Source organism: Aureimonas glaciei, assembly GCF_014643375.1.
Taxonomy (GTDB): Bacteria; Pseudomonadota; Alphaproteobacteria; order Rhizobiales; family Rhizobiaceae; genus Plantimonas; species Plantimonas glaciei.
In genome coordinates this window covers 523,270-537,138 of the sequence record NZ_BMJJ01000001.1, presented here as the reverse complement: position 1 = coordinate 537,138, position 13,869 = coordinate 523,270, and the positions used below count along the sequence as shown (strand labels likewise).

Sequence of the window (13,869 nt, the reverse complement as noted above, 5' to 3'; positions counted from 1 at the left end):
GCCAAGACTTGCATGGTGCCGGTCCGTCAGAACACCGCCCTGCCAACGGAAGCGCCGCCGTCGACATGCAGCGTCTGGCCGGTCATGAAGGCGGCGTCTTCGCTCAACTGGAAAGCGATCGCCGCCGCGACCTCCTCGGGTCTGCCAAAAACGCTGCACGGGAACGCGCGCCAGATAGCGCCTCTCGCCCTCGCTCCCCGCCGGATTGTTGGCGCGGAAGAGCTCGCTCTCGGTGGGTCCTGGCGCGACCGCAATCACCGTGATGCCGCTCGTTGCCAGTTCCAGCGCCCAGCCGAGGGTGAAGCTGATCAGCGCCGCCTTGCGGCGGCATAGGCTGTCCGCTCCAGCGCGCCGAGCTCGTCGCGGATCGTCAGCAGGCGCGCGGGCGCTTTTGCCGCCGTCGATCTGGCGCTGGAGGTTGGCCCCCTGCTCCTCATCGGCTGTGACCTTACTGTTGAGCGTCGTCAGCGCCTTTGCTGCTTCCCGATCGACTGAAGAGCGCTCGGCGGCACGCTGGATATCGTTTTTCTGCTATGCCCGTTGCGGGCGGCGCCGGGTGTCACCATCTGCCTTGAACCCAGTCCGGGCCCCTCTGGCGAGACCATTCTCGTGATGTCGGACACTTCCCGGAGTGCCCCATGCACGAATTCTTCGCCGCCCTCATCTCGTTCTTTCTGATCGATCCCCTGCAATCGGCCATGGCCGATCGCTTCGGTAATGTCTCGCGCGAGCAGATCGCAAGCGTGACGACCTGCCTAGGGGAGGCGACCCCGGTCCTGATTCAGCAGGCGTACGAAGCTCCTTGGCAGACCGCGACGCAAGTTGTCGGGATCTGGAGCGGAATGACCCCTCCCGAGGAAATACTCGCCAAGACGACGACCGGCTGCGCCGAGACGGTCGGCGCGCTGCGTGCCTCCAGTGAACAGGGCCAGGGCTGATCGATGGTCCGCATCTCGGTAGCGCTCCCCGAGCTGGACGCGATCACGGCTGGCCGCAAGCTTCTGGCGAGGGAATTGGAAAAGCAGACGGTGCTGCCGAACGACGGTGATCTCGGCGAGGTGCTGACCAGTCACCGGAGCCATCTCGGGCTCAGTGCCGACACTATTTCTGACCTCAGCGACCGCATCGGCGACGCCCCCATCGAACAGATGGTCGGTGTGGTGAGCACCTGGTCTGACGACGAGGTGTGGGAATTAACCCGCACGAAAACAGCCGAGCCGTTACGAATGGTGCAAGCATGATCCACCATCGATATCGAATCGATCTGCCGGCAACAAACTTTGCCACTGCCACTGCTCGGTAGCGCTAATCGGGAAGATCGAAGAGGTCAGCCAGGAAGGTGGAGGGACCCTTCTTAAAGCGCTCCGGCGCCGGACTATCGCATAAGACCAGGATCTGCTCCTTTTCCCCTTCCCTGCCCCAAAGGGCCAAGCCTTCGGGATGGTCCACACCCCTTCCGTGGGGTAGGTCGATCAGCCGTTCGGGACGGTGGACCGCAACCGTTTCCGCTCCGGAAGCGGGCTCGTTCACCCAGTTCCGCCAGGTATACAGCGCGCACGGACCCGAAAGGCTGGACGTCGGCCCAGCGAGGATGAGCAGATCGTCGCCACGGCGTTTGAGGTCCCGGATACCAAGGCCCTCCAGATCAAGAAGGCGCTTCATCGGGGGCGACGGCAGCTTCAGGATACCGTTTGATCGCGTGTCGACCACTACCTCCAGCAGGACCGCGTAGTCGCGAATGACGGGTCCGCGCATGCCGAGCCCCAGACGGTTTCCCGTTACCGCGATGCCCTCGATGTCGATGCCACCTTCTTTCGCCGGGATGCGCGTGAAAGGCTCGAGAAGAACGTCGAGTCGCAGCATTTCAGCCAGCTTGTTTCCGTGCTTCGTCTGCCGAAGCATCCCGGCATGACGGTCTCCATCCGAGCGGACGGGATAGAACGTTCCCGGTGCGTCAGTCCGCTCGACCAAGGGTATCCGAGCCAGCACGCAGCGCGGGCGCGTGTCTTTCAGATCGGCCAACTTGGCGAGTTCAATCGGCATGTCCGGCGTCTTGTCCGGCTTGTGGCGAGCCCGGGCGTGACTCCCGACGATCCAGAGCCACCCGACGTCCGCCGACAATCCTTCGATGTCGACCTCCTCCCCGGGCCTCCGAAGGTCGAGCAGGTCCGCGAGCGCGTATCGTTCATGGGCGGCGGAGCGGCCTGATGCGTGCAGCGTCAACGCCTCGAGGACAGCCATCTCGTCACCCGCGACGAAGAGAGTGTCGCCGACGCGGGTCCCGGCAGAGAGGTTATGCTTCGGATCCTCCCCGTCACCATCTCCGAGGCTGAGAAGCACCTGTCCGACCGGCTGAGCGGCCGGGGGCCATCTGAGGTGAGGGCGTTGCATGCCGACGACTCCTTCCACGATTGGCTTCAACAGTTACCGTTGCCGTCCCCTAACGCTATCATCTGCCCGAAAGCTGCCAGGCAGCAATCTACCCGAAGTGTTTAGACAGCCCACACGTCTGAAGTCTCATTCAGATCAACCAGAAGCGGCATCGCCGCCTGTGCGCCGAGCTTCGTGCACGACAGGGACGCTCCCACCGCCGCCCTTTTGATGGATGCGCGGATCGGCCAATCGGCATCGAGCCCCGACGCGAGGATGCCGACGAAAGTGTCGCCTGCCCCTGTCGTATCAATCACCTCGACAGAGCCAGCGTCGCAGCGCCACACCTCCTGTTCGGGAGCATGCAGTTCGACCCCTTTGGCACCGAGCGTAACGATCACCGACACCCGGAGGTGTTCCGCAAGGGTGCTGTCATCGACGTGGCTCCGGGGCAAGGCATCGTGCAGTGTCGAGGCCTCGTGCTCGTTGACGACGAGGTAGTCGATCAGGCCAAGAAGCTCACCTAGTTCGTCGCCGGGCAGGTCGGCTCGAGCGGGTGCAAAGTTGAGGATCACGATGGCCTCGGTCGATCTGAGCCTTCGAGCAATGCGAAGGTTCTCGACAAGAGGGACTTCCATTTGAAGGACGGCGACGCGGACGTCGTTCAACGCCTTCGGGTCAACTTTACCGGCGTCTAGCGCGTAGTTGGCGCCGCTGGCAACGGTGATCGCGTTTTCGCCGCGTGCATCGACTGAGATGAAGGCGCATCCGGTAGGAGCATCGACGACCTGAAGAAGTGAGGCGTCGACCCCTTCCGTAGCGAAGTTTGCCCGGCAGCCATCGCCAAACGTGTCTTTGCCGACGGCTCCGCACATGGAAACAGAGGTCCCCGAAGGAGCGGAGCGCGCAGCGGCGACGGCCTGGTTCGCGCCCTTGCCACCGTAAAAAACCTCATATCCGGGAGAAAGAACCGTCTCGCCAGGCCGGGCAATCTGATCAACCCGAGCGACGAGATCGACGTTGATCGATCCGAAGATAAGGATCATGCCGGAAGCCTCCCATGCGATAAACGGGAGGCGCGTCATCGCGCCTCCCGAAGGTCTGACCTACTTGAGCATTTCCGGCGGCAGCGGCGAGCCGTGGTACTTCAGGTAGATGTCGTTCAGCTTGCCGTTCTTCAGGTTGGCCGAGACCCATTCGTCGAGCTTGGCCTTCAGCTCCGGCTCATTCTTGCGGATGCCGATGGCGAGGTCGAAGATTCGGATGTCGAACTTCGGCTCGAAGGCTAGGTCCGTGTTGCGCTTGCCGATTTCGTTCACGAGCGTTGCCGACGTCGCGACCATCTTTGCTTGGCCGCTGACCGCCGCCGTCACCATCGTCGCGTCATCGTCGTAGCGAGTGACCGTAAAGCCTCGCTCGGCAGCCATCTCGGTCAGCTCGGTATCCTGCGTCGTGCCGCGGGTGACCGTGACGGTCTGCCCTTTGATGTCGTCCCATCCCTTGATCGCCGAGTCCTTCGGCGCGCCGATCACTGAGCGGAGCGCGGCGTAGGGCTTCGAGAAATCGATCACCTCGGCGCGCTTCGGCGTCACCGACAAGGTCGAGATGACGATGTCGGCCTTGTTGGTCTGGAGGTTCGGAATGCGGGTGGCACCCGTGGTGGTGACGATCTCGAGTTCCAGGCCCCAGTCCTTGGCAAGGAGCTGCGCCGTCTCCACGTCGGAGCCGACAGGCTTCAATGCCTCGTCCAACATGCCCGAGGGGGGGATGGCAAGGTCGGTCGCGACGCGGATCTTCTTCGCTGCCATGATGTCGGACAGGGAGTCGGCCGATGCGGTACCAAGCGGGACAAGCAGGGCCGCGCAGATGGCTCCGATCGCGGTCAGGGTCTTCAGTGATCTCATTTTCGTTTCCTCCGGGTTGATGGGTTTCACGTCTGTGGCGGGACTCTTCAGAGTTCCTCGCTGACGAATTCGCGAAGCTCGGGCGTGGCAGGGGTGGTGAGGATGTCGGACGATCCATGCTCGTGGATCCGGCCCTGGTGCATGAAGACCACCTGATCGGCGATGCGGCGGGCGAAGCCCATTTCGTGCGTCACCATGATCATCGTCATGCCACTGGCGGCGAGCCCTTCGATGACCCGCAACACTTCACCCGTCAGCTTTGGATCGAGAGCCGAGGTCACCTCGTCGAACAGCATGACCTGTGGCTGCATGGCGAGAGAACGGGCTATGGCGGCGCGCTGCTGCTGGCCGCCGGAGAGCTGTTCGGGATAGTTGTCGGCCTTGTCCGCCAGGCCGACCTTCGCCAGCACGTCCCGGGCGATCTCGCGGGCCGCCGCCTTGTCCATCTTCTTCACCGAGCGCGGGGCGAGAACGATGTTCTCCTCGATCGTCAGGTGCGGGAAGAGGTTGTAGCTCTGGAAGACGATGCCGACGTCGAGCCGCAGCTTGCGCAGCTCAAGTTTCGGATCGTCGACGCGGTGGCCGCAGACGTGGATCTCGCCGCTGTCGACCTTTTCAAGACGGTCTATGCAGCGCAATGCCGTGCTTTTGCCCGAGCCGCTGGCGCCGATGAGCGCAACAACCTCGCCCTTCTCGACCGAGAAAGAGACGCCATGCAGCACCTGGAGCGCGCCGAAGCTCTTCTTGACGTCTTTCAGGACGACTATGGACATGGCTTCCTCCGGAATGGGTCGGCCGTCATGCGGAGACGGCCTTCAGGGTGCGCAGGCGCGCAGCACCGCTATTCTCCAGCCGCCGGCTAAGCGCCGAGACGGGGTAGCAGAGGCAGAAGTAGAGTGCGGCGACGATGACGTAGATCAGGAAGGGCTCGAAGATCGAGTTGTTGATCAGTTGGCCAGCGCGGGTGAGCTCGACGAAGCCGACGACGGAGGCCAGCGAGGTGTTCTTGATGATCTGCACGGAGAAGCCGACCGTCGGCGGGGTGGCGATGCGGATCGCCTGCGGAAGGATCACCTTGAACATCCGGTCGAACTTCGACATCGCGAGGCACTCTGCCGCCTCCCATTGCGCTTTGGGAACAGACTCCAGGCAGCCACGCCAGATCTCGCCGAGATAGGCGCTGACGTAGATGGTCAGCGACAGGCCCGCGGCGAGCAGCGGCGAGATGGAGAAACCGAGCGTCGGCAGTCCAAAGTAGATCAGGAACATGATGATCAGCAGCGGCGTGCCCTGAATGAGCTGGACATAGGCGGCAGCGACGATGCGGATCAACTTGAACGGCGCGGTCCGGCCAAGCGCGACGAGAAAACCACCGATGCCGCCTCCGACGAAGGCCATCAGCGACAGGACGACGGTCCACATGGCACCGACGAGCAGGAACTGGATGTGACCGAGATTGACGGCAGTGTTCATCGCTCTCGCTCCTAGAGGTTGGTGCCGAGGCGGCGACGCCGGGGGAATATCGCCTGGCCGAACAGCCAGAAAGCCAGCCGCATCAACAGCGAAAGCGCGAGGTAAAGCAGCGCCGCGACGACGAAGGTCTCGAACGGCCGATAGGTCTCGGACTGGATGAAGTTGGCGGCCGCCGTCAGTTCCTCGGCGGAGATCTGCGAGGTGACGGAGGAGGCGAGCATCAAGAGGATGAACTGGCTGGTCAGTGAGGGGTAGACCCGCTCCATGGCGGGGCGCAGCCCGACATGCCAGTAGGCTTGCGCCTTCGACAGGCCGAGGCACTCGCCAGCTTCCCACTGGCCGGGTTGGATCGCGTCGAACCCCGCCCGCATGATTTCGGCCGTGTACGCGCCGACATTGATCGTCAGTGCGATGATGGCGACGGTGATCGCCGAGAAGGAGAAGCCGAGGCTCGACAGGCCGAAATAGACGACGAAGATCTGCACCAGGAACGGCGTGTTGCGGATGCTCTCGACGTAGATGGCTGCCAGCCGCGACGCCCAGCGGTGATGCGAGCGCCGCGCAATGGCGCAGGCGGTGCCGATCAGGAAGCCGGTGAGCGTCGTGACCGCCGCCAGTTCCACCGTCAGCAAAAGCCCGTCGAGGAGCATCTGCCACCTCGCCAGGATGGCAGTGAAGTCGAGGGTCACTCCGCGGCATCCAGCGCCGGGGCGCCGGCTCTCTGCCCGGTCATGCGGTCGTAGACCTTGAACAGCGCCTGATTGCCGTTGGAGCCTTCGCCGTGGGCCCGGGCATCGATGTATTGGGTGGTGACAAGGGAGGTAGCTGGCAGCGGCACAGACTGGGCCTGCGCCATTTCCAGCACAAGGCGCAGGTCCTTGAGCATCAGGTCGATCCGGAAGCCGGCGCTGGCATCGCCCTCGATCATCGCCGGGCCAAGCTTCTCCAGCATCCAGGATGAGGCGGAGCCGCCGAGGAGCACGTTGCGCATCTGGTCGAGGTCGACGCCGCAGGCGCGGCCGAGCGCCAGAGCCTCGCAGATCGCCTGCAGGTTCACGCCGCAAACGAGCTGGTTGCAGAGCTTGACCGTCTGGCCGGCGCCGGCGATCCCGACATGGGAGATCGTCGTGCCCATGCCCTCGAGATAAGGCCGAGCCCGAGCCACGGCCTCGGTCTCGCCGCCGACCATGATGGAGAGGGCGGCATTCTTGGCACCGAGCGGGCCGCCGGAGACGGGCGCGTCCAGCATCGAAATCCCAGCCGCCGCGAGATCCGCGGCCAGAGTGCGGGTAGCACCTGCCGAGATTGTGCTCATGTCGACGAACAGGCCGCCGCTCGGGATCGTGTGCAGCAGGCCACCGGGAGCGCGGACCACCTCCTCGACATGTGGCGTATCCGGCAGCATGGTGATGACGATGTCGACGCCCGTCGCCGCTTCCGCAACACTTGCTGCTGCCTTCGCGCCCTTGGCGACCAAGCCCGCGATCGCTGCCCCATCGACGTCATAGACGGTCAAGGCATGTCCGGCCTCGATGAGGTTGCGGGCCATCTCGCGGCCCATGGTGCCAAGGCCGATGAAGCCGACCCGGCCCGTTGTCTTCTCAGTCATGCTCGCAACTCCTCCCAGAGCCGTCTCGGGATGATGGGGGTGTCAGTCGGCCTGCTCGAGAAGCGCAAGCTTCTCCACGCGGCGGACGAAGTCCTCGTTGCGGTCGAACTCGGCGGCGAAGAAGGCCGTAACGAGGTCGTTGGCGAGCCAGGGACCGACGATCTGCGCGCCGATGCACATGACATTGACGTCGTCGTGCTCGACCGACTGGTGCGCGGAGTGGACATCGTGGCAGACGGCGGCGCGGATGCCGCGGATTTTGTTGGCAGCGATCGCCGCGCCGACGCCGGTGCCGCAGACCAGGAGGCCGCGCTCGGCGGCACCGTCGCGCACCTTGGTGCAGACGAGCTTGGCGATGTCGGGGAAGTCGACGGGCTCGGCATCGTAGCTGCCGACGTCCTCGACGGTATGACCCAGCGCTTCGAGGTTCTTGCGGATGTCCGCTTTCAGCGGGAAGCCGGCGTGGTCACTTCCGATCACGATTTTCATGAATCTTGCCTTCCTATGGATGCAATGGGGGATGGTTCCGCTGCCTTTGCGGCGGACCGATCCGCGGCTTTGGATGCGCCGCTGACCAGCATCGTCGCCCGGCGCCGGAAGTCGGCGCCGATCTCGAAGTGACGGGTCAGAAGTTCATCTGCCTTGGGCGCGTCACGGGCGACGACCGCCGAAAAGATCAGGCGGTGGTGATCGATCAGGAACGCATCGATCCCCTCGACTTGGATGATCTTCTCGCGGCGATCGAGGTGGGAGCGCATCATCAGGGAGGATAGCGAGCCATAGATGCTGGCCAGTGTCGGCGAATGCGCCGCTCGGACGATCGCCTCGTGGAACTTGAAGTCGGCAACGCCGCCGGCCTCTGCCTCATGGATCGTCTCGACGATCAGGCCGAGTGCGTCAGCGATCCGGTCGAAGTCGGATTGGGTTGCCCGGCGGCAGGCGAGGCGAATGGCATGGTGCTCGATGGCGACGCGGGCTTCCATGATGTCGTCGATGACATCGGCCTGCTGCGCGAGCACGAAGGTGAAGAACTCGCCGAGGGTCGAGACGTCGGGGCGCTTCACGATGGTGCCGACCCCGTGGCGGATCTCGACAGCACCGATCATCGCCAGCGCACGAAGGGCTTCGCGAAGCACCGGACGGCTGACCTTCAGCCGCAGCGCGAGTTCGCGCTCGGGTAACAGGCAGTCACCTGTTTTGAGCTGACCGGAAAGGAGCTGATCGCGCAGGAACGTGACGACGCGCTCGTACCCGCCTTTCGCTTCGACTTCATCCCGCGTGATGGAAATCTCGGTGCTCATGCCGTGCCTTTACCGTGGTATGACCACTGATAAATGACAGCGGTCCGGCTGTCAATTGCGAGTGTCGAACGGGAGGGGAGCCGGACATTGTCGTCAGGAACGGATCGAAAACTCTGTCCGCGATTCAGCCAAGCTAAAGTGCCGGCTGGTGGAAACATTCCCCGCGCTCGAGATCCTCGTCGACAACTGCGTCCCAGGATCCAAGAAGAGATCACTCACGTGTTCACGCCCGAGAAACCGCTGAACGATTTCGTGTATCAAGAGCCTTATGACGCCGCGCCTTCGCGTCTTCTGTCCACCCAACCCGGGAATAATTTCCCATACGACAGTGGGCCGAAAGCGGCCTGTCCGCTTCCGGGCGCCGTCGCGGATAGCTGCCATTCGGTCACGACCCATGAGAGCCACTCGTCAGTTCGATGACCAACATAGGAAGCGGATGACAGCGAGGTCACGCGCTTTCTTGGAGTAGCCTTAGGGAGTTCCGAAGGGCTGCGAGGGCGTCCGCCGGCATTGGCCGATGGAACAGAAATCCTTGCATTTGCATACACCCTGCCTGTTTCAGAAACAGGTGCTGCTCCGTGCTCTCTACCCCTTCGGCGGTAATCGACAGGCCGAGCGCTTGGGCCAGTCCCACGATCGAATGGATGACCCCTTCGGCTCCCGCCTTCACGCGCAGATTCTCGATGAAGGAACGGTCGATCTTCAACTTGTCGAACGGCATCTGGTTGAGATACCCGAACCCGGCATGCCCGCTGCCGAAGTCGTCGAGCGACACGCGGAAGCCGATTTCCTTCAGCCTGGCGAGCTTTCGCGCCGCTTCCCCAAGGTCGGTGATCAGGACCGTCTCGGTGACTTCCAGCTCGAACATGGCGGGATCGGCACCGGTCTCCGCGACGATCCTCGCCAGGCGGTCGAGAAATGTCGGGCTGCGAAACTGGACCGGCGACAGGTTCACCGCGGTCACGAGATCGGGCCATTGTCTGGAGTCGGTGAAGGCGCGACGAAAGACCCAATCCCCGAGCTTGTGGATCAGATCCGACTTCTCCGCGACCTCGATGACGTCGAGCGGCGAGATCCAGCCCCGGACCGGATGATGCCAGCGCAACAGCGCTTCAACCCCGTTGATGGGCAGTCCGTCGGCACAAACGAGGGGCTGATAGTGCATGGCGAGTTCGTCGCTCTCGATCGCCAAAGCGAGATCGCGGGACAGGCGCTGGGCGCCAAGGACGTCCCGCTCCATCGCCGGATCGAACGCGCAAACGACACCGCGTCCCGCCGCCTTGGCGGCATAGAGGGCGATGTCGGCCCGGCGCATCGCCTCCACCAGATCCGGCTGGCCCGGGCCCGCGCTCGCCACGCCGACGGAGACGCTCGTCTGAACCATGGTTTCGCCGAGCGAATACGCCGTGGAGCAAGCCTCGATCAGGCGCTCGCCAAGGTCCACTGCCCTGGCAAGATCCGTCGAAAGCACCGCGAACTCGTCGCCCCCAAGGCGAGCGGCGTATCCATCGACCCCGGCTGTCGCCTGTAGTCGACGGGCGAACTCGCATATCAACGCGTCGCCGGCCTCGTGGCCGAGAGAGTCGTTCACGTCTTTGAAGCGATCGAGGTCGAGATAGAGGACGGCGAAGGCCTCACCACCCATGCCGCCGCTCCTCGCTCGGGCTTGAAAGTGTTCGCTGAAACCCGTGCGATTGGGCAATCCCGTCAAGGCGTCCGTTCGCGCGGCGGCCTGAGCCCGCGCCTCGCTCGCCGTCAGCTTGGCGTTCATCGCTTCGAGTTCGGCCACGCGACCTGCCAGCTCGGCAGCGATGCCGATGTCGGCCGACCAGCGGGTCGCGAGAGCTGTCGCGAGCTGCTGAAGCTCTCCGCCGTCGAACGGCTTCAACAGATAGAAAAGCCTTTCCGGTCGGCCGACAGCCGCCGCGATCTCGGCCGGCTTGTGATCGGAATAGCCCGTCACGATGACGATGTTCGTGTCGGGATCGATGCGGCGGATCCGGCGGGCCGTCTCGAGTCCGTCGATCCCGGGCGGCATCCGCATGTCCAGGAAGACGATGGCGAAGGGTCGGCCGCACTGGCGGGCTTCCTCGACCGCCCGGACGGCCTGTTCGCCCTGCCGGCAGTAGACGACGTCGCTGAGGAGCGCGTCACGCACGTCCACAATGAACTCGCCGAACAGCTCGTCCGACAGCGCGTCCAGTTCCGAGGTGACGGATCCTGCGCCCGCCGTCAGACCATCCAGCACCCGCCGATAGGCATCGAGCACATTCGCATCGTCGTCGGCGACCAGGACCCGCCGCATCGTCTTGTCCGCGCTCATGCCGCTTCCTTCAGATCAACCGCGGCCTGGGGCAGCACGAGGTGCAGGGTGGCGCCTCGTCCGGCGCCCTCGCTTTCTGCGTAGAGCCGGCCCTTCATAGCGTTGACCGCATTGGCGCACCAATGCAGGCCGAGACCGCCCGAGCGCTCGCGCCGGGTGGAAAATCCCTTTTCGAAGATCGTTTCCAGCCGGTCCGCCGGAATGCCGTCGCCGGTGTCGCGGATCCGGATATCCAGGGCGGGCAAGCCATTGTGCTGGATCTCGGCGACGGCCACGAGGATCGACCCGTCAGCCCCGTTGGCCCGGATCGCCTCGACGGCATTCAGCAACATGTTGGCGAGCGTCTGTTCGAAGGCGATCTTGTGGCCCATCACACGCGCGTCCGCCGGAATGTCCACCATGAGCGTAACGCCCAAATGGCCATGGATCAGGGCCGAGGCGGTTGCCACGCAACGGGCGACATCGATCGTTTCCAGCACGCGCTCGCCCTGCGATGCGGCATCCTGGTCCTTGAGGATCCCGTCGACATGTCGGACCATTGTCGAGAGGGACTCAAGGTCAGACCTGCGCTGGCCCCCCTCCTCGATGAGGCGCGCGGCTGACAGGACGACAAACTGCCTCAGCTTGTCGGCCCGATCCGGCGAGAGGTCGGCATCGGCAAGTTGCTCGACTGCCTTTGCGACATTCTGCTTCCACGGCGCGTCTTCACTCCGCAGGAGATCCCAGGTGATCGTGCTGATCGGACTGACTGCGTTCCGGACATTGTGCAGGATGCCCGCCGCCTGGTCGGCGGCACCATGGTTGTAGTCCTGGCGGCGCAGGGCTTCGCGAAGCTCTTCGAGCTGCAAGGCCATTTGGTTGAACGATGCGACCGTGTCGCTGAGTTCGTCGCCGCGGTGGTCGGAAGGGATGGGGACGAGGCTGCCGGTCGAGGCGATGGACGAGAGGTGTCTGCGCAGCGCCTCGATGCGGGCAATCACGATGTGGCGAAGGAGGGCGGCAAGAGTGGCGATCAGCAAGGCACCGCCCACGACCAGAAGCGACATCGCGATCCAGATCGCCTGGCGTCCGGCCGAGGAGACAAGACGTTCCGTCCTCGACACCAGCATCGCGATCGGCTTTCCGTCGATGCCGTCGAGAACAGTCCGCGTCTCGATGGTGTCGTCACCTCTGGCGACGGCCTGCGACGTCGCACCGTCCGACGGAGCCGGCAACAGCTCGAAGTCGACCTGGGTCACCTCCCGCAAGGCGTCGATATCGAGCAGCCTTCCGAAACCCAGCGTGCCCATGGCCGGGCCTGCCCGGTTCGATGTCAGGATCGGAGCATAGCCGACGGCGACAAGGCCGAGGGGCGTCTGCATGAGGCCCTGCCGCGATTGGGGCGCCGAACCGCCGATGCGGAGAGGATGCGCCTCCGGCAGGAGCGCCAAGGGCAGCGCCTGGATCTGTCTCGGTTCCTCCGCCGAATAGTCGAAACCCTTGTCGAGCCTGACATTGCCGGCCGCGTCGATCGCCACGAAGAAGTTGACACCCAAGGCCTTGAGCGACTCGGGACTGACGTTCTGCTCCTCGTAGTCGGAAAGCTCACCCTTCATGAAGCTGTAGCTGTCATCCCAGAAGGCGTAGTCGCGCGATGAGGCCGCGACCTGCTCCTCCTGTCCCTGGATCGCCTGGATGGCGCGGCTCTGATTCCGGCTTGCGGTTTCCGACTCGATGTCGAGAAAGAGCGGCATGATCGTCCATTGCAGAATGCCGAAATTCAGCACGGCCGAAATGGCGACGACGCCAAGCAGAGCGAGATTTGTCTTGGTCACGATGCGCATCAAAAGTCTCCCTGACAAGAAGTAGCGCCGTCCGCTTAAGGAAGGATTTTGCTTGTGAGCAAACCCGCTCGCAGCGGTGTCAAACCCATGCACGGCAAACAAAATGCCTGCACGGATGACGGGCTGTGGGAGGAAGGGGAGTCTCCCCTGCCACCCGGCGCTGTGAAGCGTTACTTCACCAGGAGCTCGACGCGCGCGGTCATCTCTTCGATCTCCTTCTTCTGGGCATTGATGATCATCTGCGCCATTTTCCTGGACGCCTCGTCCTTGCCCATCTTCAGCTCGACCTCGCTCATGGCGATGGCGCCCTGGTGATGGGCGATCATCCCGCAGTTGAAGGCGAGGTCCGGGTCCTTGATCATGGCCGCTTTCATCATCGGGCCGTGCATCTGCATCATGGCCTCGTGGTTGGCCTTCTGGGCCTCGTCCATGCCGGACATCATGGCGTCCATGCCGCCCATCATTCCGGACATGTCCATGGTCGATCCGGCGGCGGCTTCACAGGCTTTCGGCAGCATGATGCCACCGGGCATTGCGTGGCCTTCCTGTGCCTGAGCGGTGAGCGGGAAGGCAACGATCGCAGCGGCGATGAGTATCTTGCGCATGGTGGTTCTCCTTGGATGGCTCTTTGGCGGGTTGATGGCATCCACCCGGGACGGCGGGCCGCCGTCCCGGGCGATCAGTTGAACTTTGCCTGGGAGGTCTTGCCGTCCGGGCCGGTAAGTTGGACGGCTCCTTTCATGGCGCCTTCCGACGGCGTCGCGAGCGGTCCGGACAGGAACGCGCCGGCGGGGGCGAGCGGCACGCGCGTGGGCTTGCCGTCGATGAGGAGGATGGCCATGCCCTTGAAACCGTCGCTCGGGAGCGGCGCGTCGGCGGCGTCGCTGACAAACACCTTCACTTCGCTTCCCGCCGCGACCAGTTCGACATGGTGGGAACCGGCATCGACGAGCGTGCCGCCGTTCGGTCCCTTGCGGGGTTCATGGGCCTGCGCGATGCCGGATGCGAGGAGCGCGGCGGCGAGGACGAGACTGCGGATGGTCATGGTGAGTGTCTCCGGTTGAGG

General features: G+C 63.9%; 16 protein-coding genes. 2 read left to right on the top strand and 14 right to left on the bottom strand.

The window, feature by feature from the left end; genetic code table 11:
* Window positions 1-26: 26 nt before the first annotated feature.
* Window positions 27-254 carry an SDR family oxidoreductase gene (locus IEX88_RS02465; RefSeq protein WP_308423816.1) on the bottom strand — a complete coding sequence of 76 codons (228 nt, stop codon included), beginning with the start codon at window positions 252-254 and terminating at the stop codon, window positions 27-29.
* Between the two features lie 384 nt (window positions 255-638).
* On the opposite strand from IEX88_RS02465, the gene IEX88_RS02460 reads away from it, so the two are divergent.
* Window positions 639-938, top strand: coding sequence for a hypothetical protein (locus IEX88_RS02460; protein WP_188848959.1), 300 nt, complete (start codon window positions 639-641; stop codon window positions 936-938).
* A gap of 3 nt (window positions 939-941) precedes the next feature.
* The gene (locus IEX88_RS02455; RefSeq protein WP_188848958.1) at window positions 942-1,241 is read left to right on the top strand and encodes a hypothetical protein; all 300 of its coding nucleotides are present in this window, start codon (window positions 942-944) and stop codon (window positions 1,239-1,241) included.
* A 64-nt stretch (window positions 1,242-1,305) separates the two neighbouring features.
* Here the strand turns inward: IEX88_RS02455 and IEX88_RS02450 are convergent, their stop codons facing one another.
* The 13 genes from IEX88_RS02450 to IEX88_RS02390 all read right to left on the bottom strand — a co-directional run bounded on the left by IEX88_RS02450 (window position 1,306) and on the right by IEX88_RS02390 (window position 13,848).
* Window positions 1,306-2,391: a DUF3616 domain-containing protein gene (locus IEX88_RS02450; RefSeq protein WP_188848957.1), complete on the bottom strand. Its 1,086-nt coding sequence runs from the start codon at window positions 2,389-2,391 to the stop codon at window positions 1,306-1,308.
* A gap of 101 nt (window positions 2,392-2,492) precedes the next feature.
* Window positions 2,493-3,416, bottom strand: coding sequence for a ribokinase (locus IEX88_RS02445; RefSeq protein ID WP_188848956.1), 924 nt, complete (start codon window positions 3,414-3,416; stop codon window positions 2,493-2,495).
* A 60-nt stretch (window positions 3,417-3,476) separates the two neighbouring features.
* On the bottom strand, window positions 3,477-4,274 hold the full coding sequence (locus IEX88_RS02440; protein WP_188848955.1) for a transporter substrate-binding domain-containing protein: 798 nt from the start codon (window positions 4,272-4,274) through the stop codon (window positions 3,477-3,479).
* 47 nt (window positions 4,275-4,321) lie between these two features.
* On the bottom strand, window positions 4,322-5,047 hold the full coding sequence (locus IEX88_RS02435) for an amino acid ABC transporter ATP-binding protein (RefSeq protein ID WP_188848954.1): 726 nt from the start codon (window positions 5,045-5,047) through the stop codon (window positions 4,322-4,324).
* Window positions 5,048-5,072: 25 nt separating this feature from the next.
* Complete coding sequence (locus IEX88_RS02430; RefSeq protein ID WP_188848953.1) at window positions 5,073-5,747, bottom strand: amino acid ABC transporter permease; 675 nt, start codon at window positions 5,745-5,747, stop codon at window positions 5,073-5,075.
* 11 nt (window positions 5,748-5,758) lie between these two features.
* On the bottom strand, window positions 5,759-6,436 hold the full coding sequence (locus IEX88_RS02425; RefSeq protein ID WP_373289534.1) for an amino acid ABC transporter permease: 678 nt from the start codon (window positions 6,434-6,436) through the stop codon (window positions 5,759-5,761).
* Entirely contained in the window at window positions 6,433-7,356 is a 924-nt protein-coding gene (locus IEX88_RS02420) for an NAD(P)-dependent oxidoreductase (protein WP_188848952.1), read from the bottom strand. The genes IEX88_RS02425 and IEX88_RS02420 overlap by 4 nt, the downstream gene beginning before the upstream one ends.
* A gap of 42 nt (window positions 7,357-7,398) precedes the next feature.
* Window positions 7,399-7,845 (bottom strand): ribose 5-phosphate isomerase B, encoded by a 447-nt coding sequence (gene rpiB / locus IEX88_RS02415; RefSeq protein ID WP_188848951.1) that lies wholly within the window; start codon window positions 7,843-7,845, stop codon window positions 7,399-7,401.
* Entirely contained in the window at window positions 7,842-8,657 is an 816-nt protein-coding gene (locus IEX88_RS02410; RefSeq protein WP_188848950.1) for a FadR/GntR family transcriptional regulator, read from the bottom strand. The genes rpiB and IEX88_RS02410 overlap by 4 nt, the downstream gene beginning before the upstream one ends.
* A gap of 448 nt (window positions 8,658-9,105) precedes the next feature.
* Window positions 9,106-10,962, bottom strand: a complete 1,857-nt coding sequence (locus tag IEX88_RS02405; RefSeq protein ID WP_244639814.1) for a putative bifunctional diguanylate cyclase/phosphodiesterase — start codon at window positions 10,960-10,962, stop codon at window positions 9,106-9,108.
* A 14-nt stretch (window positions 10,963-10,976) separates the two neighbouring features.
* Window positions 10,977-12,803: a CHASE4 domain-containing protein gene (locus IEX88_RS02400; protein ID WP_188848948.1), complete on the bottom strand. Its 1,827-nt coding sequence runs from the start codon at window positions 12,801-12,803 to the stop codon at window positions 10,977-10,979.
* 170 nt (window positions 12,804-12,973) lie between these two features.
* Window positions 12,974-13,408, bottom strand: coding sequence for a DUF305 domain-containing protein (locus tag IEX88_RS02395; protein WP_188848947.1), 435 nt, complete (start codon window positions 13,406-13,408; stop codon window positions 12,974-12,976).
* 74 nt (window positions 13,409-13,482) lie between these two features.
* Window positions 13,483-13,848: a hypothetical protein gene (locus tag IEX88_RS02390; protein WP_188848946.1), complete on the bottom strand. Its 366-nt coding sequence runs from the start codon at window positions 13,846-13,848 to the stop codon at window positions 13,483-13,485.
* Window positions 13,849-13,869: the final 21 nt, after the last annotated feature.